A 23,609-nucleotide genomic window follows, 5' to 3' on the forward strand; every position below is an offset into this window, starting at 1 on the left:
TAGCTCAGGCCCCTAACTCCTGCAAGGAAACCCCTACAGGTTCGCGATGATGTCCTCGACGGTCTTCTTCGCGTCCCCCAGCAGCATGTCCGTGTTCTCGTTGAAGAACAGCGGGTTCTGCACGCCCGCGTAGCCGGAGCCCATGGAGCGCTTGAAGACGATGACCTTCTCCGCCTCCCAGACCTTCAGCACGGGCATGCCCGCGATCGGGGAACCTGGCTCCTCGGCGATCGGGTTGACGGTATCGTTTGCACCGATGACCAGCACCACGTCGATGCCCTCGAAGTCATCGTTGACCTCGTCGAGTTCGAGGACAATCTCATACGGCACCTTGGCCTCAGCCAGCAGCACGTTCATGTGTCCTGGCAGGCGGCCTGCCACAGGGTGGATGCCGAAGGTGACGTCCACGCCTTGTTCCTTCAGACGCTCGACCAGCGTGGCCACCGGGTACTGCGCCTGCGCCACGGCCATGCCGTAGCCCGGGGTGATCATGACCTTCTTCACGCCCTTGAGCAGCTCCGCAGTCTCAGCCGCGGTGACCTCGGTGTGCTCGCCGTATTCTCGGTCGTCGGAAGCTGCAGCCTCGCCGCCGAAACCGCCGAGGATAACGGAGACGAAGCTACGGTTCATTGCCTGGCACATCACATAGGACAGGTAGGCACCGGAGGAGCCGACCAGCGCGCCCACGATAATGAGCAGCGGGTTGGCCAGCATGAAGCCCGCCGCTGCGGCCGCCCAGCCGGAGTAGGAGTTCAGCATGGACACAACCACCGGCATATCGCCACCGCCGATCGCCGCCACCAGGTGGTAGCCCAGGAACAGCGCCAGCGCAAGCATTACGCCCAGCGCAATCCACGCCAGGGTCAGGTTCTCGTGGCCGGCGGAGATGAACAGCACCATGCCCACGAGGGACACCACAATGACAGCCAGGTTCAGCAGATGGCGGCCCGGCAGCATCAGCGGCTTGCCGTCCATCTTTCCGGACAGCTTGAGGTACGCCACGATGGAGCCCGTGAGCGTCACTGCACCGATGAACACGCCCAGGTAAACCTCGCCCAGGTGGAAAGCCTCGATGGACTTCGTGCGCTCGTCCGGCTGGATAAAGGAGTTCACGCCGATAAGCACGGCGGCCAAGCCCACGAAGCTGTGCAGCATCGCAATGAGCTCCGGCATTTCGGTCATTTCGACCTTCTTGGCGCGCGGGATGCCAATCGCGGCACCGAGCAGCATCGCCACGGCGATCAACAGCACGGTCACGAGCGGGCCTGTGGAGGCATCTCCCCCGTTGATGGAGTTGACTACGGCCTTGACGATGGTTGCGATGAGCGCGATGGTCATGCCGGCGATGCCGAAGCGGTTGCCGCGCGATGCGGTCTGCTGCTTCGCCAGACCTGCCAGCGCCAGGATGAACAGAAGTGCGGCGACCAGGTAGGCCAGGTTGGTGATCTTGTCCGTCCACTCGAGGACGGTCGGGTTGACGAGGTTCTGCGCGCCCGTCTCGGCAGCGCTGAGAAGTTGTTGTTTCATGGCTTAGTTACCTCCGTCGAACATGGTCAGCATGCGACGGGTCACGAAGAATCCGCCGAAGATATTGATAGAGGCCACGACAATCGCCACAAAGCTCAGACCCGCGACAACCAGGTTGGAGCTGCCCACTTGCAGGATTGCGCCGACCAGGATGATGCCGGAGATCGCGTTCGTCTCACTCATCAGCGGCGTGTGCAGTTTGTGCGTCACCGCGGTGATCACGTAGAAGCCCACGACGATGGCCAGCATGAGCAGCATGTATTCGCCGGCGACCTGCATCGGGCTGGCGAGAATCAGCGCGATGCCGAGCAGCGCAGCAAGGATCTTCCATCCCGCACCCTTGTTCTTTGCCTCGCCTTCTTGGTTTGACGCCGACTGCTCCGCAGCAACCGCATCCGTATCGGCCTTAGAACCCGCACCTTGCGCGGCGGGGGCTGCAGAGACCTTCACGGGTGGAGGCGGCCAGAGGATCTCAGCGACCTCCCCGGCGGGCTGGGACGTGGCGTCATTAGAAGGAGCGCCGGAAGAAGCGACAGCAGACGGCGCAGCGGCGGTGGAGTGCGTGACGGTGATGCCGCGAACGATCTCGTCTTCCAGGTCGAAGGTCAGCTGGCCGTCCTTTCCCGGAGTCATGAGCTTGAGCAGGTTGACCACGTTCTGGCCGTAGAGCTGCGAGGCCTGGGCGGGCAGGCGGCCGGCGAGATCCGTGTAGCCGATGATGCTCACACCGTTGTCGGTGACAGTGATCTCGCCGGGGACGGTGAGCTCGCAGTTGCCGCCGTTGGCAGCGGCCATGTCGACGATGACGGAGCCGGGCTTCATCGCAGCCACGTCGGCGGCGGTGAGCAGCACCGGGGACTTGCGGCCCGGGATGTTCGCGGTGGTGATGACGATGTCGGCGGCGGCGGACTGCTCTGCGTAGAGCTTCGCGGCGGCCTGTGCCTGGTCGGCGGTCATCTCTTTGGCGTAGCCGTCTTCAGACTTCTCGGTCTCCGCCTGGATGGCGACGAACTCGGCGCCCATGGACTCGACTTGCTCGGCGGTCTCGGGGCGCAGGTCCGTGGCCTTGACGATCGCGCCCATGGAGTTCGCGGTGCCGATCGCGGCCAGACCGGCCACGCCCGCGCCGATGACGTAGACGACGGCAGGCGGAACCTTGCCGGCGGCAGTGACCTGGCCAGTGAACAGGCGACCGAAGGTATTGGCCGCCTCGATGACCGCGCGATAGCCGGCGATATTGGCCTGGGAGCTAAGCACGTCCATGGACTGTGCGCGGGAGATGCGCGGAACGGTGTCCATGGCCACGGAGGTCACGTTTTGGTTCGCAAGCTCTTGGATGAGCTGTTCGTTACGACCCGGTGCCAGGCGAGCGATAAGGGTGGCGCCGGGCTTAAGCTGTGCGCGCTGCTCGTCAGTTGGCGCGTCGAGGGCGGTGATGATGTCCGCGTGCCAAACATCGTCTCCGACGATGCGGGCGCCGGCCTCTTCATACAGGTTGTCAGGGTAATTGGACTGGTCGCCTGCGCCGGACTGGACCGCGACCTCGTAGCCAAGCTTGATGAGCTTGCCCACGGTGTCCGGTGTGGCTGAGACCAGGGCTTCTGGTTCTCTGGGGATACCGATTAGCAAGGGAGGCTCCTCACTGGTGTGTCTCTTGCATACTTACTTCTGCTCGCGTTTCTTAAGGCTGTTATGCCTGGTGAAGTCCTGGTTAGGACGGTGGTTACGAGCTCATTAACTACGTTTGGGTAGTTCTAAAACCATAGGTGATTATTTGGGCTCATATCACGATTTGAGAGAAATACCCCCGTACCTCTCATAATTTGGGAGTTGACGCCCTCAGCCTCGGCGCTGGGGAGGTGGCGACAATTAAAGCCATTCAGAGTTTCCGAGGCAAAGCCATGCGAAGCCTCCAAAACGTGCGTACTCTCACAGCCATGTTTGGACTATTCGGCAAGAAGAAGAACAACGACACCACCCCACAACAATCAGCAGCGCAGGAAGCTGCTGGTCAGCAGCAAACAGCGCAGCAGCCAGCAGCTCAGCACGGCCACTTGAAGTTTCAGCACAGCAGCGACGGTGACGCGACCTTAACCACTCCGAATGGAGAGCTTGTCTACGGCATCATCTCCCCTGCCCCGAAGGATGCCAGCAACTACTCATACGCAAAGGAGATCCTGCCGGGCGTCTACCGCTTCCTCGCCACCGTAGATTCCGGTTTCAAGCCACTCTCCGACGCTGATCTTCCGCAGGGCTTTGACCTTGACCTGCAAGTTCTGGGCGACGCAACCTTCCCGGGCCTGGACATGCCCGGGAGCAACCACACATTTTGGTCAGCGGCTTCTATGGCCACCACGCGTAAGTCTCTCGAAACGTTGAAGGTTGCAAGCGCTGGCGATGTCTTCTTCCAGGTTAAGTCCGACTTCCCATTCGGGGCGACGCTCGCCATCACGTTCGATCTCTTCCTGCAGATCACCAAGATTCCTGACCATGGCCACGGACACGTGGTCTCCATGCCCGGTGGCAGCACGGTTCTGGTTCACCCAGTGGTTCCGGATCAGCCAGCGGACAACATCATGCAGCAGATGGCCCAGACCCGCCACGAGCTGCGGCAGCACCCGGTGAACATCTCTCCCCTGACGTTCTGGGTGCACGATAACCACTGGGATGTTCTCACCGCCAAGGATGGCGTATCCCTCTTCCTGCCAGAAAGCTTCCCCGTGAAGCGCAATGCTGACGGCGCGCCTCTCATGTCCGACGGCAACGCGGGCACCCGCCCTTAGCGCTCGCGCATCTTCTTCCGGCACATATCCAGCGCGAAAGCGAAAACCTCCGGCCCGCTTCTGAAAAGTGAAGCTGACCGGAGGTCACCGTATTCAGTATTTGTACCCCGTACGGGATTTGAACCCGTGTTACCGGCGTGAGAGGCCGGCGTCCTAGGCCGCTAGACGAACGGGGCGCTGGCCTACCAGGACTCGAACCTAGAATGACGGTACCAGAAACCGTAGTGTTGCCAATTACACCATAGGCCATCGTTCGTCGAACAAAACCCGCAAGTGACACTCCCTAGATACCTAGGTCGTTGAACACTGCGAACCTCGCTCGCAACGAGGAATACTATAACCAGAACAGTGAATTACAAGCAAATCAGCTGGTAAACGCGCATTTTTCCGGCCATAGTATGCTCACTTCGCCGCCCCTCTCTCGCAGGAGGGCACGCGCAAGCGCACCTCCCCCCGCTGCTTCTACCGCCGCGCCCACCGCTGCCTCTACTGCTGTGTAGGCGCGAACGGCGTCTGCTCGCGGGCGGCCCGCAGGCGTGCCAGCGTGGACTCCTTGCCCAGCAGCTCCATGGACTCAAACAGCGGCGGGGACACAGCCGCACCACTGATGGCCACACGCAGAGCGCCGTAGGCCTTGCGCGGTTTCAGCTCCATCTCCTCGATCAGCTTCGACTGCAGCGCCTTCTCAATGACGTCGGTCTTGAACTCCCCGTCCGCGATTGCCTCCAGCTGAGCGATGGCAACCTCGAGAACCTCCACCGCGTCCTCCTTCAAGTTCTTCCTCGCGGCCTTCTCATCCAGGGACAAGTCGGCGTCAGAAGTAATCAGGAAGCGCAGCAGACCATCAGCGTCCGAGAGCGTCTTGATGCGCGTCTGCACCAGCTCCGCAGCGAAAGCGAACTTATCCGCGGGGTAATCCGCCGGGAAGCCCTTGTGCTCCTCCAGGTAGGCGCGCAGGCGCTCGGTGAAGTCGCCCAGCTCCAGCATGCGGATGTGGTCGGCGTTGATGGCCTCCAACTTCTTCTGGTCGAAGCGTGCCGGGTTGGGCTTCACGTCCGCCACATCGAAGTTGTCGATGAGCTGCTGCATCGTGAAGATGTCCTCATCGGCGGACAGCGACCAGCCAAGCAGCGACAGGTAATTCAGCATGCCCTCGGGGATGATGCCGTTGTCGCGGTGGTTGAACAGGTTCGATTCCGGGTCGCGCTTGGAGAGCTTCTTGTTGCCCTCGCCCATCACGAACGGTAGGTGGCCGAATGTAGGTACCTGTTTAGCGACGCCCACCCGTACCAGCGCCTCGTAGAGTGCGATCTGTCGCGGTGTGGACGGCAGCAGGTCTTCGCCTCGCAGGACGTGCGTGATCTCCATCAGAGCATCATCCACTGGGTTAACGAGGGTGTACAGCGGCTGGCCGTTCGAGCGAGCGACCACGAAGTCCGGCACGGTCTTGCCGTCCACGCTCATGTCGCCGCGGACGAGGTCGTGCCACTCGTAGATTCGATCGTCGGGCATGTGCAGGCGCCAGACCGGCTCGCGGCCTTCGGCCTTGAACTGCGCGATCTGCTCTTCAGTGAGGTCGCGGTCGTAGTTGTCGTACCCCAACTGCGGGTCGCGGCCTGCAGCCTTGTGGCGAGCCTGAACCTCCTCGTTGGTGGAATACGCCGGGTAGACGTCGCCGGATTCCTTCAGCTTCTCCAGGACGTCTGCGTAGATGTCCATGCGCTGGGACTGGCGGTAAGGCTCGTGCGGGCCGCCGACCTCGATGCCTTCGTCCCAGCCGAGGTTCAGCCACTTCAGGGAATCGATGATGGCCTGGTAGGACTCTTCGGAGTCTCGCTTCGCATCGGTGTCCTCGATACGGAAGACGAGCTTGCCGCCAGTGTGGCGGGCATAAGCCCAGTTGAACAGGGCCGTGCGCACCATGCCGACGTGCGGGGTGCCGGTGGGCGACGGGCAGAATCGAACGCGAACTTCGCTTACTTCACTCATGGTATTTAACTGTACCTTCCCGCGTGCTGGCCTTCGCGTTTGCTCTGTGCCGGCTCTGTGCGGGCAGAGCAACCCCCCCGCGCGGTGGCGCGGGGGGTTTGGGTGCCGTTAGGTCACCGTTTAGGCATGACGGTGGCGCGACAGGAAGTGCCACGCAGCCTTCGGAGCGTCCGGGGCGAAGGCGTGCCAGTTGTGGCCGCCGAAGTCCGCACGCCACAGGACGGTGGAAGCGCGGCAACCGTTATAGGTGAATCCGCTGGTAAGGGCGTGGGCGCGAACTCCATGCAGGGTACGCATGTCGCAGGAATTACGGCGTGCTGCGTTGTCGAAAGCAGCGCGGGCGCCGTAGTAACGCATGCCGTGGCGCTCGCCGCCACCGTAGTGCATCAAGGTGTCGTGCACACCGTGGATCAGCATGGTCGGTACGTTGCGCCCACGGCAGTTGTTCATGGTGGCGTCATAGTAAGCACCAGAAACAGACACGACAGCGGCGACCAGATCCGGAGCCTGGCAGGCCAGGTTCATCGCCATGCCGCCACCGTTCGACAGCCCGGCTGCGTACACGCGGCGGGTGTCGACGTTGTAGCGCTTAGACAGGGAGCGGACCATCTCGCGGACGAAAGCTACGTCCTCGCCGCGGCGGGTCTTGGAATACGGGGCGCCTTCCCAGGAGCGGCCGATGCCCTCCGCGTGGACTACGACGGCATCGCGGCCGGCCACCGCATTGAGGCGGGACGTGTTCTTCATGTCCGCCGCAGATTGGCCGCGACCGCCGAACACAAAGAGGATCGGCTTCTTGCGGCTACCGGAGTTCACCGGAACATCGACGATAGCCGTGCGGGTCTTCCCCTTGACGTTGAAGGTCTGGTAGTTGTTCCCCGGGCGCGGGCTCAGAGAGCCAGCGAGGCCGGTCAGACTACCGGAGAGGCTGCCCACCAGGTTGCTTGGGGCGGCGCTGGCCTGCGGAGTCGCGGACTCGTTGCCGGCAGCAGTATCCAGAGCCGGGCCAGCCAGGGTACTTGCGCCGATACCGAGGGCTACAGCCAGGGAGAGCGTGAGCTTGCGGAAGCGGCCGCCGCGGCGAGCCGAGCGGGAAGCGCCGGAGGCTGCAGAGACTACGGAACCTACGGAATCAGTGTGATCAGCCGCGGAAAGAGAGTGAGTGTTCGCGGCCTTCGTGTGAGTAAAACGTGACGAAAACTTTTGCACCGCTTTAACATACACCGGGCAGTAAAATTTAGGTACTTTTTCTTACAAAATCCTAAAAGCCGCCACAGTGGTGGCTCTAGCTAGCTCTGGCCGGTTTTAGCTAGATCTAGCTAGCCCTAGCTGGCCGCGCCCGGCAGCGTCTTGTTCTGGCGGGCCAGGAAGTTCCAGGCCTCGTTGGCTACGTCGGGCGCAAAGTGCCAGTTGTGTCCCTGGTCGTTGATCCGCCAAAAGACAGCCTCGTCGCGGCAGCCAGGGTAGCCGAACTGGGTGACGTTGTTGGGCTTCTGCTCCACCACAGGCTGTGGCGCGCAGCCGTTGCGCAGCGCACGCGAGTGGATCAGGCGGGGCGCCGGAAGGTAAGGCGCGTTGTGCAGCGTGCCGCCGTTGTAGTGGGTGAGCTCGTCCTGCTGGCCGTGGATCACGAACGTCGGCACGGACTCCGGCGCGCAGCCCTCGTTGACCGGGTTGTAGAAGGCGCCGGAGACGCTCACCACGCCAGCGATCAGGTCAGGAGCCTGACACGCTAGGTTCATCACAAACCCGCCGCCGTTGGACATGCCGACGGCGTAGATGCGGTTGCGGTCGACGTTGAACTTCCTGTCCAGCTCATTGACGATCTGTCGCACGAAGTCGACGTCCTGGCCGCGCTTGCTGGTGGCGTACGGTGCGCCCTCCCAGGCGTTATCAATGCCACGCGGGTAGACCACGATCGCTTCGCTGGCCGCGCCGGTGTTCGAGAAGCGGGAGTAACTGCGGTAATTCTCGGGCGTATCGTCGCGCCCGCCGAACCCAAACAGCACGGGCGTGGGCTTGTGCGGGTCGTAGTTGGAGGTCACGCTGACGATTGCGCTGCGGGTGCTGCCGTCGGGTCGGGTGAACTCGATGTTCTCCGGTTGTCCGGGGTGCGCCCTATCTATTGTTGACGCCGGCTTCGGCGCCGGTGCCGGTTTCGGTGCAGGCTTGGGCGCGGGAGCCGGTGCAGGCGCGGGCGCAGGGGCAGGCGCCTCCTGCGCGCTGGCCACGCCAGCTCCGCCGACGAGCACGGTGGCAAGCATTGCCAGCGTCATAGCAACGGATACCGCCATGAGCAGGGCAAAGCTCAGAGCACGGTTGCCAAGGTGGCGCCCGGCACCCGCAGCGTTTCCGGCAATTACAGAACTAACGGCTTTAACATTCTTAACAGCAGTCACATGAGTCACAAACGTAACATTAGACACAAGTTTCGCTGCGCATGTGCTGTAACACGCCGGAATGTGCGCAAATTCTTCAGCTTTTACTCAGCTGACCTCACGCACTAGATGTGCTCGAGGACTACTTCCCCCTCATAGCCAGACGCGCGCAGCTGGTTAATCCACTCCTCCAGCGGCGCTTCTCCAGTCCCCGGCGCCCCGCGGCCTGGAAAGTCCGCGATCTGCACGTGCTCCGGCCACAGCTCATTCCCCGGTCCCCGGTCGGCGAGCCAGGTCCAGTCTTCACCGTTAGCGGCGAGGTGGTAGGCGTCAAGAAGAAGGCGACCACCGGCAGCGACCAGGGGCGCAGCCTCCTTAATGCTGGTCACAGGGTAGTTTTCAATGCCGCTCAGCGGCTCGATCAGGGCCACGCCACCGAAGCGCGCCAGGCGCTTAGCCACTGCGGCGAACGCGCGCACCTGACGTCGCTGCAGCGCGCGACCACCGCGGCCGACCAGCACGTTGAAGCGACGCACGCCCGTCAGCCGGTGCAGGTATTCGACGGCGTTGAGGTGTTCAATTAGCTCCTCGGTGATCGCTGGATCGCCGTCGACAAATACGTCGTCGACCGCACTCCCGGCATCCTCAGCGTTCCCGACGCCAGCGTTACCAGCGTTCTTAGTGCTACCAGCATTCTCAGCACCGCCTTCTGGGCCGACCAGGTGCAGCACTCCCCGATCACCAGCCGCCAGGTCACCGGCCCACAGGTTCAGTGCCACGAGCTGGCGCGGGTTCTCCTGGCGCCCCTTGGCCAGCGCATCCACCAGCTGGCGCATCTGCTGCTCGGAGGGGTGGGGCGTATCCCACGGCCACCACAGCTCCACCTTGTCGTAGGGAGAATTCGCAACGGCCTCAAGGGCATCCGCGCCGGTCGGCGCGCCGAGGGAATGGTTTTTCGCGGTGGCGAAACTCACCTGATGTGCACCTGATTCTGTATTCATAGGCATCATCATTCCACGTAGAGGCACTAATCCAGAATTGAAGTCAGTTTCTTGCCGTGCACAGCCCAGGGCTTCTTGCCGCGCACAACCCGCGCGCAACCCAGGGCGAGGCAGCCCGCGGTCTTGCCGGGAAGTAAAATGGCACCCATGACCCACGAGCAGCGACCGGCCACCGCCCCGGATTTCCTGCTTTCCCGCCCAGATCGCAGCATCCGCACCCAGGGGCGCAAGGCGACCTTCCCGGACCCGTTCGAAGCATCCACTGCGCTTCGAAACAAGGAAGCAGACTTGATTGTCGGCGCTTTCCCCTTCGACACATCCCTCCGCGCGGCTCTCATGGAGCCCGAGACCGTCGTCCGCGCCGAAGGCCCGCTGGAGCCGCCGGCTTTCTTCCGTGGCAAGGATGCCGCCCGCACCCTGACGGTCGAGTCCGTCGAAGCGCAGACCACCGTCGAGGAGCACACCGCGATGGTCGCAGCCGCCGTCGCCACGATCCAGCAGTCCCGCCTGGAAAAGGTGGTGCTGGCCCGCGCCGTGGACATTACTTACGCCGAAACCGTAGACCCGCTGTTGATTGCCGCACGCCTGATCGACCTGTCCGCCTACCGCGACGGGTTCGCCGTGGACCTCTCCGCCACGGGCCGCTCTGAGTACCAGGGGGCGATGTTCGTCGGCAGTTCGCCAGAGATGCTGATTCGTCGCGATGGCCGCGAGATCTCGGCCTTCCCCCTGGCCGGTTCCGCGCCGCGCACCGGCAGCCTTTCTATTGATGACGCCACAGCTCGCGAACTCGGAAGCTCCGACAAGGATCTACGCGAGCACCGCTTTGTGGTGGAGCACTACCGCCGTGTGCTGGAGCCGTTGTGCGAGACGCTGGACATCCCGGCTACCCCGGAGATCCACGAGACAAACGAGATGATCCACCTGGGGACCCAGATCGCGGGCACACTAAAGGACGACGAGTATTCCGCGCTAGATCTGGCCTTGATGCTGCACCCCACCCCGGCTATCGGCGGCACCCCGACGGACGATGCGCTGGGGGTTATTGCGCAGGAGAAGTCTCCGCGGGAGTTTTACTCCGGCGCCGTGGGATGGTGCGATTCCAGCGGCGACGGGGAGTTTATGCTCTCTATCCGCTGCGCCATCGTGGAGGACAACACCGCCCGCGCCTGGGCCGGCGGCGGCATTGTCGTGGACTCGATTCCCGCCATGGAGGCGGAGGAAACGTCCGCAAAGCTGCAAACAGCGCTGCGGGCACTTAACGTGCCTGCAGCGCTGCGGGAAGTGTAGCGCCCGGGGCCAGCCATAGCCGGCCGGTGCTGAACACGCGGCTGGCGAGCTCCGCCTACTTGCCGTAGGCCTGCACCGGGTTGGCCAGCTTACCCAAGCCCGGGATCTCCACCTCAATGCGGTCGCCCGGAACCATCTCTGCGGTGCCTGCGGGCGAGCCCGTGCAGATCACGTCGCCCGGCAGCAGCGTGAATGCGGAGGAAACCCACTCCACAATCTCCGGGATGGACTTGATCATCTGGTTGGAGTTGGAATCCTGCTTGGTTTCCGTCTTCCCCTCGTGGGTGAGGTGCGCCAGGATCGGCTGGTTGTCGATGTCGATGCTATCCACAGCCGTTTCGATCCACGGGCCCAACGGGCAGAAGGAATCCAGGCCCTTCGCACGGGACCACTGACCGTCCTGGAACTGCAGGTCGCGAGAAGAAACGTCGTTGACGACGGTGAACCCCAGCACCACGTCCTTCCAGTTGTTCCGGTTGACGTCCTTGCACGGACGGCCAATAACGATCGCCATCTCGCCTTCGAACTCCACGCGCGTGGCCCACTCGGGGATACGGATAGGCGCCTCGGGGCCTACGACGGCTGTCGGGGGCTTCAGGAAGATCGTCGGCGGCAGGTGCTCGGCGCTCTTGTTGAACACCTCCTCGACGTGGTCAGCGTAGTTGCGCCCGACGGCAATAACCTTCGACGGCAGGATCGGGGCCAGCAGTCGAACGTCTTCGATAGGCCAGGATTTTCCGGTGAATTCGGGCTGTCCGAACGGGTGGCCTGCGATCTCGCGGAGGGTAGCGCCGGTGCCGTCCGGCTGGCCGCCCTCCACGATCGCGAAGGCCATGCCCTCGGGGTGTGCAATTCGAGCAATACGCATGTTTCCATACCCTACTCCACTGCCCCTTCTACCTCTTGCTATGCCCCTTCTTTGCGGTCTTGTCCTTGTATTTCTTTATGACGCCCCCTTCTCCCCGACCATTAACCATGAATTTAGTTTCACGTAATCCGCGATTAACGCGCTTGCCACGGCTCCGACAGGTTTGGCCGTTAGCTTGGCCGCTATGACGAATCGCAGCGTTAATCCACAACTCCCCAATCCCTCAACTCCTTCGAATTCCGCAGCTCCTTCCAACTCCCACACCACCATCCGCAGCACCACCCGCCGCACCTTCCTGGCCGGCGCCAGCGCCACCGGCGCCGCCCTACTGGGCACGGGCGTGGCGCACGCTCTCGGCTCGCAGGCCGGCAGCGTGGCTGGCTCCGCCGCCGGATCCTCAGTTGGTTCCAGCGGGGCGATCGGCTCGATTGATTTGCAGCGCGCCCGGCCGGTGATCACTCATGGCGTCGCTACCGGCGATGTGCGACCCGACGGTGGCCTGGTGTGGGCACGCGTCGATCGACCGGCTCGCATGGTCGTAGAGGCATCGACGGACCCGGCATTCCCGCGACACAAAACCAAGACCTTCCGCGGCGCCACCCTCACTCCGGATAGCGACGGCACCGGGCGGCTGCGCCTGGTTGGCATGGAGCCCGGCCAGAAGATCCACTACCGAGTGACCATGGAGGACCAGCACACCGCCGCGCGCTCCGTGCCGGTGATCGGTAGCTTCACCACCGCGCCTTCCACCAGCCAGGCGCCGAAGAACATCCGACTGCACTGGTCCGGCGACGTGGCGGGCCAGGGCTACGGCATCAACCCGGACATCGGCGGCATGTACTGCTGGAAGACGATGGCAGACCGCAACCCGGACCTGTTTATCCACTCCGGCGACACGGTCTACGCCGACGGGCCGATCGAGGAAAACCACAAGATGGACGACGGACGGGTATTCAAGAACCTCCCCAGCCCGTACAAGAACAAGGTGGCCGAAACCCTGGAGGAGTTCCGCGGACAGCACGCCTACAACCTGCTGGACGAAAACTACAAGCGCTTCAACTCTCAGGTCGCGCAGGTGGTGCAGTGGGACGACCACGAGACGACGAACAACTGGTACCCGGGCGAGATCCTGGAGGACGACAAGTACCAGGTCAAGGACGTGAACCTGCTGGCCCAGCGCGGCTTCCAGGCGTTCCACGAGTGGCAGCCGCTAGACCGGAAGATGGCCGTGGATGGCCGCGTGTACCGCAAGATTTCCTACGGCTCCCTGCTAGATATCTTTGTGCTGGATATGCGCAGCTACAAGGATCGCAACCCGGATAGCGGAGCTTCCGCCACCAAGCCGGGGCACATCCTGGGCGCCAAGCAGGAAAAGTGGCTCATCGAGGCCGTGAAGAACTCCACCGCCACGTGGAAGATCATTGCCAACGACCTGCCGCTGGGCATCGTGGTTCCGGATGGGGACGACCAGGAAGGTGTGTCCAACGGAGCGGGCGGCAAGGCCGTCGGCCGCGAGGCGGAGATTGGGCGCGTGCTTAGCGGAATCAAGGACGTGCGCAACGTGGTGTGGCTGACCGCCGACGTGCACTACACCGCCGCCCACCACTACTCGCCGGATCGTGCGGACTTCCAGGATTTCGCGCCGTTCTGGGAGTTCGTCACCGGGCCGCTGAACGCCGGTGGCTTCGGCCCGAACGACATGGACGGCACCTTCGGCCCGGAGGTCGTGTACGTGCACGCCCCGGCGAAGGATAAGCAAAACTCCTCGCCGCTGGATGATTTCCAGCACTTCGGAGAGGTGGACATCGACGGCGGGTCGAAGGACCTCACCGTCCGGCTGTTCACCACCCGCGGCAAGGAGCTGTGGTCGAAGACGCTGCGCGCGCAGTAGTCACAAGCTACAGGCGTGGCAGCAGGGCGCACCGCGAGCGGGCGCGGGCTGCCACCAGCTAGTTGTCGGCCTACTTAAGGTTTGCGACCACGCGGTCGCCGACCTCCGCGGTCTTCACCGGGCCGCCGTCGCGCGAGCCGGCCTCGGCCAGCACGGCGGCCTCGATGCGCTCAGCGTTGGCATCGTCACCCAGGTGGCGCAGCATCAGCGCCACCGACAGGATCGCCGCGCACGGGTCGGCAATTCCCTGACCCGCGATGTCCGGCGCGGAGCCGTGCACCGGCTCGAACATGGAGGGGTTCTTCCGCGAAGGATCAATGTTGCCGGAAGCCGCCAGGCCAATGCCGCCGGTGACAGCACCCGCCAGGTCGGTCAGGATGTCGCCGAACAGGTTGTCCGTGACGATCACGTCGTATTCCTGCGGCTTGGTGACCATGTAGATCGTCGCTGCGTCGATGTGGTTGTAGTCCACCTGCACCTCGGGGTACTCCTGCCCCACCGTCTCGATGGCACGCTGCCACAGGGAGCCGGCGTTCACCAACACGTTCGTCTTGTGCACCCAGGTCAGCTTCTTACGCCTGCTTTGCGCACGCTCGAACGCATCGCGCACCACGCGCTCCACGCCGTAGTAGGTGTTTTGGGATACTTCGGACGCCACCTCGTGGTCAGTGCCCGCGCGCAGTGTGCCGCCGTTGCCGCAGTAGAGGCCTTCGGTCCCCTCTCGCACGACGACGAAGTCAATGTCGCCCGGGTTGGCCAGCGGGCTGGAGGAGCCCGGGTACAACTTCGACGGGCGGAGGTTCACCGCGTGGTCCAGCTTGAAGCGCAGCGGCAGCAGCAGGCCGCGCTCCAGCACTCCGGCAGGCACGGTGCGGGGGTCGCCGATGGCGCCCAGCAGGATAGCGTCGTGCTCGCGCAGGGAGTCCAGGTCCTCGTCGGTCAGGAGTTCACCATTGCGCAGGTAGCGGCGGGCGCCGAGGTCGTAATCGGTGGTCTCCACGTCGTCACGCAGAGCGTACAGAACCTTCAGGGCCTCGGCGGATACTTCGGTGCCGATGCCATCACCGGCAATCACTGCGAGTTTCACTGTATGAACTCCTTTGTCTCACTAGTTGGTCACCTAGAACAATAGCATGTCGCCCGGACACCGCTCACGAACCAACATAAAATGGCGCGCATGACTTTTCAGCCATATCCCTCACACTCATCCCCCAACGCGGAGGTCGGCGACGCAGCGCTGGTCATCCGCAACCTAGTGAAGACATTCGCCGACAAAGTCGCGGTGAACAACCTGAACCTGACCGTCCCGAAGGGCAGCTTCTACGGCATCGTCGGCCCCAACGGAGCGGGCAAGACCACCGCCATCCTCGCAGCAACGGGCATCATTCGCCCCGATAGTGGCAACTCCTGGGTCGCCGGCCACCCACTGTGGGCAAACCCCGCCGAAGGCACCCGGGTGGAAGAGGAAGTTCTGGCAGCCAAGCGCAGCTACGGGCTGCTGGTCGACGGCCTCCCCGTCTTCGAACGCCTCAGCGGCAAGGAGTATCTGGAGTACCTGGGCTACCTGCGCGACATCCCCGGCGAGGAATTACAGCAGCGCATCGCAGACCTGCTGCAGGCACTCGACCTGGCGGATGCCGGCAAGAAGTACATCGCCGACTACTCCGCGGGCATGAAGAAGAAGATTCTGCTGGCCGGTGCCCTGCTGCACAGCCCGGAGGTTCTGATCCTGGACGAACCCTTCGAGGCCGTGGATCCGGTATCCGGCGAAGTGATCCGTACGATCCTGCGACGCTACGTGGAAGCCGGCGGCACCGTAATCCTCAGCTCCCACGTGATGGAGCTGGTCGAGGGGCTGTGCGACCACGTGGCGATCATCAATCAGGGCACCGTCGTCGCCGCTGGAACCACCGAGCAGGTACGTGCGGGCAAGTCGCTATCCGAGCGCTTCGTCGAGGCCGTGGGTGGCAAGCAGCTGGATACGGAATCCTTCGGCTGGCTCCGCGGCGGCGAGCAGCCGAGCGCGCGACACGAGGGGCAGGCCGGTGTCGAAGACTAAAACCCTCCTCAAACTCCACTGCAAGCTGTGGGCGCACGCCTTCTTGGGCAACCTGCAGATGATCATCGCTTCGGTGGCAGTAACCATCACTGCAGTGATGGGCTGTATCGGGCTAGGCTTCAGCAGCTACGGGGTGCTTGTCAACGATGGGGACCCATCGATGTTCGTGCTGACGATGGGGCTCGGCAGCGTGCTCTACCTGGCACTATCGGCCATCTTCCCCAGCGAGGAACGGATGCTGGACCCGCGCATGTTCAGCTCCCTGCCGCTGACCGACCGCGATATTCTGCCGGGCATGGTCACGGCGATGTTCATCAACTCGCGGGCGGCGATCTCGCTGGTGAACACCATCATCATGGCCGCCCTCGGATACCTCGCGTTCGCGGAGGTAGCCTCCGCGGGCGCGGGTGCCCTGTGGGTGCTGGCGTGCGTACTGCAGCTGGTGATCACCCTGCTGGCGGGTGAGGCGTTAGCCGCCGCGCTCAGCAGCATTGCCACCAAGTTCAGCGAACTGTGGGGCAACGTCGCCGGGATCATCGTCACCTTCGGCTTCCTGGCACTGTACCTCTTGCCGCAGTTGCTCACCGACGGAACCGACCCCACCGCGGCCATCAAAACCAGCGCCGACATCCTGTCCTGGACGCCCTTCGCCGCTGCGGCCGGAGCGGCTGCTGACATGGCCAACATCGGAGGCGACGGCGTCAATAATGGTGGCGGCGGCACCGACCTCGGTACCGGCCTCGCCAAGGGCGCGATCTGCCTCGCGGCGATACTCGCCGTGGCTTATGTGATGCGCGTGGCCGTCAAGCACGATCTCAACAATCCACTGCCGACTCAGCACGCCGCCCGCGCCGCGAAGGGCGACAGCCTACTGCTGCCGCGCGTTCCCGGCTCCCCCATCGGCGCCCTCTACTCCCGCGAGATCCGCTTCTGGCGCCGCGACAATCGCTTCATGATGAGCCTGATGGTCGTGGTCGTCCTCTGCGGACTGTACCTACTGATGGGAATGCTCGACGCGGCCAACCGCTGGATGCTGTGGTTCGCACTGTTTTTCGTATCCCTTGGTCCACAGCAGGTCGCGGGCAACTCCCTGGGCATGGACGGCCCATCCAACTGGGTGCACATGGTCGCCGGAGTGCGCGGCAAGCAGATCGTCGCCAGCCGCAGCCTCTCCACCGTGACGGTACTGGTACCGATCTGGCTGATCGTCTGCATCGCCGCCGGAGCCATCGACGGCTTTAGCGCCACCTGGCTGCTGGTTAGCCTTTTGACCCTGGGTTGCATCCTCCTCGCCTCCGCGATGGCGAACTTCAGCGCCACCCGCTTCCCCGCTCAAACCACCGCGCCGGGCACCAACTCCTTCAAGCAGCGCAACGGCGGCAGCAACGCAATAGTCTCCGCGCTGGTGACGATGCTGATTCTCACCGTCTCTTTCCTGCCGGGCGGGCTGCTCGCGCTGATCCCGCTGGCCATGGCGGACGGAGCAAACAACAGCATTGCAGACATTCCCCTGCTCAGCTGGGTGGGCGTGCTACTGCACTGGGTGATCGTCGTCGGCGCCGCCTGGATCATGAACCGCCGCGCCTCCCGCCGGCTCGACCTCGAATGGCCGGACATCGCGCAGAAGGTGCAGCAGTACCTCTAACCGCGCGGCCGGGGGGCGTCCATAAAAGATCAATCCATAAAAGAACGCAAGAAAAAGGCCGGGCAACGACTGCCCGGCCTCACACGTACTGGGCGTGAAGCCCAGCCTCGCGGTTTAGAGGTTCAGAACGAACGCGTTGGAGGCGTTCAGCTCTGCCTTGACCTCTTCGACTAGCTGCTGGTCCAGTTCCTCACTCACGCGCAGAACCAGAGTTGCCGTCTGCTCATCGTCCGTCGGGGACAGTGCAGCGGCGTCGATGTTGATGCCCTTATTGCCCAGCAGCGTACCGACCTTGCCCAGCGCGCCCGGCTGATCCGGGTATGCCAGGAACAGGTTCGTGCCGGTGGCGCGCAGGTCCAGGCCGCGGTGGTTGATGCGGACGATCTTCTCCACGTGCTCCAGGCCGGTCAGCGCGCCAGCGACGGTGGCGGTGGTGCCATCGGCTGCGACAACCTGAACCTCCAGGATGGAGCGGTGGCTGACGGACTCGTCCTGGGTCTGTACGTCCAGCTCCACGCCGCGCTCTTCAGCGATCTGCGGGGCGTTGACGAAGGTGACCTGCTCATCAATCACGCCGGAGAACACGCCACGCAGGCCAGCTAGACCCAGCGCGTCGACGGACTCGGTGGACAGCTCGCCGCGGGCGGTGACGGTCACGGTGTTCGGAGCGCTGTTCAGCAGCTCGGAGGCAACGCGGCCCAGGTTGGTGGCCAGGTTCAGCCACAGGGCAACTTCCTCGGAAACCTTGCCGCCGGAGACGTTTACGGCGTCCGGTACGAAGTCGCCGGCCAGAGCCTTCAGCACGGATGCGGCAACGTCGGTGCCCGCGCGGTCCTGTGCCTCCACGGTGGAAGCGCCCAGGTGCGGGGTAACGACGACCTCTTCCAGCTCAAACAGCGGGGAGTCGGTGCACGGCTCGGAGGCGTACACGTCGAAGCCGGCGCCGCGGATGTGGCCGGACTTGATGGCCTCCGCCAGGGCGGCCTCGTCCACCAGGCCGCCGCGGGCGGCGTTGATGATGATCTGCCCCTTCTTGGACTTTGCCAGCAGATCCGCGTCGAACATGCCCGCGGTTTCCTTAGTCTTCGGCAAGTGGATGGTCACGAAGTCGGAGCGGCTCATCAGCTCTTCCAGTTCCACCAGCTCCACGCCCAGCTGTGCGGCACGGGCAGGGTTGGCGTACGGGTCGTAAGCGATGATGTCCGTCTCGAAAGCGGCCAGGCGCTGTGCGAACAGCTGACCGATGTGGCCGAAGCCGACGATGCCGACGGTCTTGCCCAGGATCTCCACGCCCTTGAAGGAGGAGCGCTTCCACTCGCCGTCGCGCAGGGTCTTATCGGCGGCGGGGATCTGGCGGGCGGTGGACAGCAGCAGGCTGATTGCGTGCTCGCAGGCAGAGTGGATGTTGGAGGTCGGAGCGTTGGCGACCATCACACCGCGGGAGGTGGCGGTGTCGATGTCAACGTTGTCCAGGCCCACGCCTGCGCGGCCGACGATCTGCAGCTTCGGTGCTGCCTCGAGCACCTCGGCGTCGACTGTGGTTGCAGAGCGGACCAGCAGCGCGTCTGCGTCTGCGACTGCCTTCAGCAGCTCGGGGCGGTTGGGGCCGTCGACCCAGCGAACCTCGACGGAATCGCCGAGGGCATCGACGGTGGACTGGGACAGTTTGTCGGCGATGAGGACTACCGGACGGGTGTTACTCACGAATGTTTCTCCCTAAAGTGCGACATTGCCTCGCCCACGCCGAAACGACCGCGCCGACGCGGGAAGGGACCACGCCATCCAAATGTGACGTGCGACCCTTACAGCATAACTCTTACCTCTGCGTCACTCAGCATTGCCTTAAGGAATTGTTGTACCGCTCTGTCTGCATCGAAATTGACGCCAATCAGTACCACCTCACTGGAGGGGGTTAGCCCCACCTGGCTCCACCCGCCCGCCGGCTGTATCCGCAGGTCGGGACCAGCTTGGTGCCAGACGTGAGCAAGCTCCGGGCGGTCGGCGATCCAGCAGTATCCCTTGGAGCGCACCAGCCCGGTTGTGGAGCGCAAAGCCTTAATCAGGCGCTCCCTATCGAAGGGACGGTCCCCGCGGAAAACAACGGAGCTGATGCCGTACTCTTCCGTCTCTGGAGTGTGCGGGTTCTCCAACTCGTCGAGGTAGCCCTCGTAGGCGCGCGCCGTCGCTTCGTCGTAGAGGTGTGCGCCGAGAATGTCGTCGACCGCCGGCCGACCTGCGCTCGCAACACCAGGAGCTTCAACATTGCCAGGCTCACATGCGTTAGTCGCTGCGTTGCGCGCTGCATTACTCGCCGCACCGCTTGCCACTCCGCTTGCCACTCCGCTTGCCGAACTTCCGGACTGGTCGGTGACTATGCGGCCGTGAATGAGTTTTTCGGTGCGCGCCCGCGGGTTCATTCGGCGCAGCAGCGCTACCGTCGCGCGGTAGCGCTGCTCGCTGACGAGGTCCGCTTTGGTGACGTAGATGACGTCCGCGAACTCAACCTGATCGACTAGCAGATCAGCGATGGTGCGTTCGTCGTCCGCAGTCGCCTGCAGGTCCGCTTCTGTAAGCAGCTTCTTCTGCCCTATTTGCGACAGGAACTGGGCGGCGTCAACAAGAGTAACCATAGTGTCGATCGGCGCAACGTCGGCGAGGCGAGTGCCGTCCTCCCAACGCCATTCGAAAGTTGCGGCGACGGGCATGGGCTCGGAGATTCCCGTGGATTCGATGACGATGTGGTCGAAGCTGCCGCTGCGCGCGAGCGTGCCGACGGATTCCACCGGGTCTTCACGCAGTGTGCAGCAGATGCAGCCGTTAGTGAGTTCGACGAAGCGGTCTTCGCCGCGCGTGAGGTGGCCTTCGCCGGCGATGAGGGCGGCGTCGATGTTGATTTCCGAGAAGTCGTTGACGATCACCGCGATGCGGCGGCCGCCTCGGTTGGCGAGCAAGTCGTTCAGCAGTGTTGTCTTGCCCGATCCGAGGAAGCCGGAGAGCACCGTCACGGGCGTGGCGCTCGCGGCGGGCGCAGGCGCCACGGAGGAGGCAGGCGCGGCGCTGGCGACGGGCGCGGGCGCACTCCCCCGCCGTGGAGCATCGGCAGTGGGCGTGGCTTCAGAGGGCGTGCGGGCGGATGAATGACTATGTGCGTGTCTCATAGACCGCAACCCTACACGCTATTGCAACCTGTTTTCATTAGTGACGCTGGGAGTGCACTTCGAAATACCTCTAACGGCCCTATCTTTAGCACTTTTAGCGTCTTTAACGTCTTTAGCGATACGGAATCGGCAAGACTCTCCCCGTTTCCGGATCCTTAACCTCCAGGCAGGAAATTCCGAAAAGATCCTCAACGAGCTTCGCAGACATAACGTCTTCCGTCTCCCCCGCCGCTAGCACCTGACCGTCACGCATAGCGACGATGGAGTCGGCGAAACGGGCCGCGTGCGTCATGTCGTGCACGACCATCACGACAGTCCGGCCAGCAGTGTTGAGATCCCGCACCAAATCCAGAATCGCGATCTGATGGGCGGGATCCAGGTACGTCGTTGGTTCGTCAAGGAGCAGCACGGGAGTCTGCTGAGCCACGGTCATTGCTACCCACACTCGCTGGCGCTGACCGCCGGACAGATCCGTCGCTGGAACGTCGAGCAGGGCAGTAACCCCGGCGCGTTCCGCCGCCTCCTCCACCGCGCGGTGGTCCTCCGCTCCCAACGACGCAAACGCCCCGGTATACGGGTACCGACCGTACGCGATAACTTCCCGCACGCTCACCCCTTCGGGAGTAACGGGCTGTTGCGGCAAGAACGCAACGTGCCGGGCAAACTCACGCGCGCTCATCCTGCGGATGGAGCGATCGCCTAGGTAGACCTGTCCCTTCGAGATTGGTTGTTGACGCCCCAACGCTCGCAGCAGCGTAGATTTTCCGCAGCCATTCGGGCCTATGAGGGCGGTAATCTTCCCCTCCGGAACCTGGAGAGAAACGTCTCGCAAGACATCCGGGCCGCCGTAGCCTACCGTGATGGCCTCGGCGTGCAAGGCAGGTTCACTCATCGGGAGCTCCTTTCATCTGTCGTGGGCACCGCAGGCGCTCCCGCAGGGGTGCGAGACATACGCAGCAGAAGATAAATGAAGTACGGGGCGCCGACAACGGAGATCAACGCACCCACAGGGATTTCGGTGGGTGCAAATGCCCAGCGGCCAAGGGCGTCACAGAAAACGACCAACCCCGCGCCAGCCAGCGCAGACACTGGCAACACTCGCCTGGCAGCACCACCAACCAGCAGTCGAGCAGCATGCGGCACGATTAATCCTGCAAATCCCAACACTCCCGCCGCAGCCACTGCGGCGGCTCCCAACAGGATCGCGAACAGCACCGCCACAGTGCGCCACGCTCGCTCACTCACGCCTACTCCCGCCATGGCAGAAGAGTCCAGGTTCAGCATGTCCAAGTGCCTCGAGAGCACGATGGCTACCACTATGACCACCAACACCACTGGCCCAACGACTTGCGCATCCGCGAGAGTGCGGGCGTAAAGCGACCCCTTAAGCCAGGTCATCGCTGCGCCGGCTTCCGGCGCAGCCTTGACCAACAACAGTTGAGTCAGCGCACCGAGACCTACAGAAACCGCTACTCCAGTGAGGGTGAGCCGCACCGGATCCGTTGCTCCTCGGCCCGCGAGCACCAGCACCAGGCCTGCACCCACCAGTGCACCGATAAAAGCCACGGGAGTCAGTGCCTGCGCCGGCAAGGAACCGACACTCAACAGAGCTGCCACGGCTGCCAAGCCCCCTCCTGCGGTGACGCCCACAGTGTCCGGAGCCGCCAGCGGATTACGCAAGGCTAGCTGCAGCAACGCGCCGGAGACCGCCATCGCTGCACCAGCGAGGATCCCCACGAGCACACGGGGCATCCGGTAGCGCCATATGAGTTTCCCACCGGTGAAGATATCGTGGATGGTCTCTGCCGGGGGCTTCATGACAGCACCGACACTTAAGCCCAGGACGATCGCGAACGCCAGCAAAGCCAGCAGCGCTGCATACACCGCTACAACGCGGGCCACGCCGAAACCACTGCTTCGTCGCGGCGCCGCAGTATCACGCCGCGGCGCTGCAGTATTACCCTGCGGCGCTGGAGTGTCATTCTGCGGCGCCGCAGTTCCGGGCTGGGAAACGCCTCTCCGGAAGGTTCGTTTACGATTCAGCCTGCGGTTCATCAGCGCTCACCTCCCGGCTGCAAACGATTAATTCCCCACAGCAGCAAAGGCACGCCTGCAATGGCAGTAACCACGCCCACTGGAGTCTCCGCCGGCGCCCACAGAGCCTGCGCAACGGAATCCGCCACCAGCAGAACCACCGCGCCCACCACTGGGGCGATCACTAAGCTCAATCGGTGACGCGGGCCTGCCACCCGATACGAGACGACCGCCGCCATCAAGCCAAGGAAACCAATGGGTCCAGCAGCCGCAACTGCCGGCGCGATCAACAGCACTGCGCCCACCACTGCCAAAATGCGCAGCCGGTGGGGGTTCGCGCCGACGGAAGACGAGAGGGCGTCACCAGCAAAAAGCGTATCCAGCCCCCGACCAGCAGCAATGGTAAACGGCAGAACCACCGCCACCGCAATAATGCAGGGCATTATGTCTGGGAGACGAACCCCACCCAAGCGCCCCGAAAGCCAGGACAGCACGGTCGAAAGCTGAGCCTCATCGATGACCAAAATGATCGCGGTACACGCCGAGAACAATGCAGAAACGGCTATGCCGAGCAAAATCATCCGCTGCACCGACTGAGCACCAGTCGGATCCCCCACCGTCACACGCATCCCGATACCTACCGTGATCGCAGCTCCAAGCGCTGCACCACACAACGCCCCCGGCAACACAGCTGCGCCCGACACAGATCCCGTGATCGTCGTGCACAGCACAGCGCCGAAAGCCGCACCGGAATTCACGCCGGTGATTTCCGGATCCGCCAGCGGGTTGCCTGTAGCCGTGCGCAGCAACACGCCTGCCGCACCCAAAGCCATGCCGATCACCGTCGCCGCCAAGAGCCGGTCGCGCATAACGGAGTGCATCTCCCCCGCGAGTTCTGGCGCGTTAGTCGGCACCTCCACGCTGTTCATGCGCCAGACCCATACCGCAAGAATGACAGCCAATCCCAGCGCCAGCAGAATCGCTAG

At 63.5% G+C, this 23,609-nt stretch carries 18 protein-coding genes and 2 tRNA genes; 5 read left to right on the plus strand and 15 right to left on the minus strand.

Annotated elements, in window-relative coordinates:
• Positions 1 to 33 precede the first annotated feature (33 nt).
• The gene (gene pntB, locus L8V00_RS03660; protein ID WP_035003435.1) at positions 34 to 1,527 is read right to left on the minus strand and encodes a Re/Si-specific NAD(P)(+) transhydrogenase subunit beta; all 1,494 of its coding nucleotides are present in this window, start codon (positions 1,525 to 1,527) and stop codon (positions 34 to 36) included.
• Between the two features lie 3 nt (positions 1,528 to 1,530).
• A complete protein-coding gene (locus tag L8V00_RS03665; protein WP_269944243.1) occupies positions 1,531 to 3,156 on the minus strand; it encodes a Re/Si-specific NAD(P)(+) transhydrogenase subunit alpha in 1,626 nt (541 codons plus the stop codon).
• Between the two features lie 290 nt (positions 3,157 to 3,446).
• Between L8V00_RS03665 and L8V00_RS03670 the strand changes: the two genes are divergently transcribed.
• Complete coding sequence (locus L8V00_RS03670) at positions 3,447 to 4,310, plus strand: hypothetical protein (protein ID WP_237746240.1); 864 nt, start codon at positions 3,447 to 3,449, stop codon at positions 4,308 to 4,310.
• Between the two features lie 103 nt (positions 4,311 to 4,413).
• Here the strand turns inward: L8V00_RS03670 and L8V00_RS03675 are convergent.
• From L8V00_RS03675 to L8V00_RS03700, 6 genes are all read right to left on the minus strand, one after another.
• A tRNA-Glu gene (locus L8V00_RS03675) sits at positions 4,414 to 4,486 on the minus strand.
• Between the two features lies 1 nt (position 4,487).
• A tRNA-Gln gene (locus L8V00_RS03680) sits at positions 4,488 to 4,559 on the minus strand.
• 237 nt (positions 4,560 to 4,796) lie between these two features.
• A complete protein-coding gene (gene gltX, locus L8V00_RS03685; RefSeq protein ID WP_269944244.1) occupies positions 4,797 to 6,299 on the minus strand; it encodes a glutamate--tRNA ligase in 1,503 nt (500 codons plus the stop codon).
• Between the two features lie 120 nt (positions 6,300 to 6,419).
• Positions 6,420 to 7,508, minus strand: a complete 1,089-nt coding sequence (locus tag L8V00_RS03690) for a CE1 family esterase (RefSeq protein WP_269944245.1) — start codon at positions 7,506 to 7,508, stop codon at positions 6,420 to 6,422.
• A 116-nt stretch (positions 7,509 to 7,624) separates the two neighbouring features.
• Entirely contained in the window at positions 7,625 to 8,593 is a 969-nt protein-coding gene (locus tag L8V00_RS03695; RefSeq protein WP_269944246.1) for a CE1 family esterase, read from the minus strand.
• 209 nt (positions 8,594 to 8,802) lie between these two features.
• Positions 8,803 to 9,678: a TIM barrel protein gene (locus L8V00_RS03700; RefSeq protein WP_269944247.1), complete on the minus strand. Its 876-nt coding sequence runs from the start codon at positions 9,676 to 9,678 to the stop codon at positions 8,803 to 8,805.
• A gap of 147 nt (positions 9,679 to 9,825) precedes the next feature.
• On the opposite strand from L8V00_RS03700, the gene L8V00_RS03705 reads away from it, so the two are divergent.
• Entirely contained in the window at positions 9,826 to 10,968 is a 1,143-nt protein-coding gene (locus tag L8V00_RS03705) for an isochorismate synthase (protein ID WP_269944248.1), read from the plus strand.
• Between the two features lie 55 nt (positions 10,969 to 11,023).
• Here L8V00_RS03705 and L8V00_RS03710 read toward each other — a convergent pair whose 3' ends face one another.
• Positions 11,024 to 11,836, minus strand: a complete 813-nt coding sequence (locus tag L8V00_RS03710; RefSeq protein WP_034985515.1) for a fumarylacetoacetate hydrolase family protein — start codon at positions 11,834 to 11,836, stop codon at positions 11,024 to 11,026.
• 184 nt (positions 11,837 to 12,020) lie between these two features.
• Here L8V00_RS03710 and L8V00_RS03715 point away from each other — a divergent pair, with 184 nt between their 5' ends.
• On the plus strand, positions 12,021 to 13,727 hold the full coding sequence (locus tag L8V00_RS03715; protein ID WP_269944249.1) for an alkaline phosphatase D family protein: 1,707 nt from the start codon (positions 12,021 to 12,023) through the stop codon (positions 13,725 to 13,727).
• A 70-nt stretch (positions 13,728 to 13,797) separates the two neighbouring features.
• Here the strand turns inward: L8V00_RS03715 and L8V00_RS03720 are convergent, their stop codons facing one another.
• Positions 13,798 to 14,814, minus strand: coding sequence for a 3-isopropylmalate dehydrogenase (locus L8V00_RS03720; protein WP_049048803.1), 1,017 nt, complete (start codon positions 14,812 to 14,814; stop codon positions 13,798 to 13,800).
• A gap of 81 nt (positions 14,815 to 14,895) precedes the next feature.
• On the opposite strand from L8V00_RS03720, the gene L8V00_RS03725 reads away from it, so the two are divergent.
• Positions 14,896 to 15,786 carry an ABC transporter ATP-binding protein gene (locus tag L8V00_RS03725; RefSeq protein WP_269944250.1) on the plus strand — a complete coding sequence of 297 codons (891 nt, stop codon included), beginning with the start codon at positions 14,896 to 14,898 and terminating at the stop codon, positions 15,784 to 15,786.
• Positions 15,773 to 17,431 carry an ABC transporter permease gene (locus L8V00_RS03730; protein WP_269944251.1) on the plus strand — a complete coding sequence of 553 codons (1,659 nt, stop codon included), beginning with the start codon at positions 15,773 to 15,775 and terminating at the stop codon, positions 17,429 to 17,431. Before L8V00_RS03725 ends, L8V00_RS03730 begins: the two co-directional genes overlap by 14 nt.
• A gap of 114 nt (positions 17,432 to 17,545) precedes the next feature.
• On the opposite strand, the gene serA is transcribed toward L8V00_RS03730, so the two are convergent.
• The 5 genes from serA to L8V00_RS03755 all read right to left on the minus strand — a co-directional run bounded on the left by serA (position 17,546) and on the right by L8V00_RS03755 (position 23,552).
• Entirely contained in the window at positions 17,546 to 19,135 is a 1,590-nt protein-coding gene (gene serA, locus L8V00_RS03735) for a phosphoglycerate dehydrogenase (protein WP_269944252.1), read from the minus strand.
• 98 nt (positions 19,136 to 19,233) lie between these two features.
• Positions 19,234 to 20,589 (minus strand): GTP-binding protein, encoded by a 1,356-nt coding sequence (locus tag L8V00_RS03740; RefSeq protein WP_274707082.1) that lies wholly within the window; start codon positions 20,587 to 20,589, stop codon positions 19,234 to 19,236.
• A 112-nt stretch (positions 20,590 to 20,701) separates the two neighbouring features.
• Positions 20,702 to 21,481: an ABC transporter ATP-binding protein gene (locus L8V00_RS03745; protein WP_269944253.1), complete on the minus strand. Its 780-nt coding sequence runs from the start codon at positions 21,479 to 21,481 to the stop codon at positions 20,702 to 20,704.
• Positions 21,478 to 22,644 (minus strand): iron ABC transporter permease, encoded by a 1,167-nt coding sequence (locus L8V00_RS03750; RefSeq protein WP_269944254.1) that lies wholly within the window; start codon positions 22,642 to 22,644, stop codon positions 21,478 to 21,480. The genes L8V00_RS03745 and L8V00_RS03750 overlap by 4 nt, the downstream gene beginning before the upstream one ends.
• Positions 22,644 to 23,552 carry a FecCD family ABC transporter permease gene (locus L8V00_RS03755; RefSeq protein WP_269944398.1) on the minus strand — a complete coding sequence of 303 codons (909 nt, stop codon included), beginning with the start codon at positions 23,550 to 23,552 and terminating at the stop codon, positions 22,644 to 22,646. The genes L8V00_RS03750 and L8V00_RS03755 overlap by 1 nt, the downstream gene beginning before the upstream one ends.
• Positions 23,553 to 23,609 lie beyond the last annotated feature (57 nt).

This window comes from Corynebacterium evansiae, from assembly GCF_027570065.1.
Lineage (GTDB): Bacteria > Actinomycetota > Actinomycetes > Mycobacteriales > Mycobacteriaceae > Corynebacterium > Corynebacterium evansiae.

Bases quoted from the DNA above. Each gene is read 5' to 3' on its own strand.
- L8V00_RS03710 (WP_034985515.1), bottom strand. From the start codon at position 11,836: ATGCGTATTGCTCGAATTGCACACCCCGAGGGCATGGCCTTCGCGATC.
- gltX (WP_269944244.1), bottom strand. From the start codon at position 6,299: ATGAGTGAAGTAAGCGAAGTTCGCGTTCGATTCTGCCCGTCGCCCACC.
- L8V00_RS03745 (WP_269944253.1), bottom strand. From the start codon at position 21,481: ATGAGTGAACCTGCCTTGCACGCCGAGGCCATCACGGTAGGCTACGGC.
- L8V00_RS03700 (WP_269944247.1), bottom strand. From the start codon at position 9,678: ATGAATACAGAATCAGGTGCACATCAGGTGAGTTTCGCCACCGCGAAA.
- L8V00_RS03705 (WP_269944248.1), top strand. From the start codon at position 9,826: ATGACCCACGAGCAGCGACCGGCCACCGCCCCGGATTTCCTGCTTTCC.
- pntB (WP_035003435.1), bottom strand. From the start codon at position 1,527: ATGAAACAACAACTTCTCAGCGCTGCCGAGACGGGCGCGCAGAACCTC.
- L8V00_RS03755 (WP_269944398.1), bottom strand. From the start codon at position 23,552: ATGAACAGCGTGGAGGTGCCGACTAACGCGCCAGAACTCGCGGGGGAG.
- L8V00_RS03750 (WP_269944254.1), bottom strand. From the start codon at position 22,644: ATGAACCGCAGGCTGAATCGTAAACGAACCTTCCGGAGAGGCGTTTCC.
- L8V00_RS03740 (WP_274707082.1), bottom strand. From the start codon at position 20,589: ATGAGACACGCACATAGTCATTCATCCGCCCGCACGCCCTCTGAAGCC.
- L8V00_RS03715 (WP_269944249.1), top strand. From the start codon at position 12,021: ATGACGAATCGCAGCGTTAATCCACAACTCCCCAATCCCTCAACTCCT.
- L8V00_RS03695 (WP_269944246.1), bottom strand. From the start codon at position 8,593: ATGGCGGTATCCGTTGCTATGACGCTGGCAATGCTTGCCACCGTGCTC.
- L8V00_RS03725 (WP_269944250.1), top strand. From the start codon at position 14,896: ATGGCGCGCATGACTTTTCAGCCATATCCCTCACACTCATCCCCCAAC.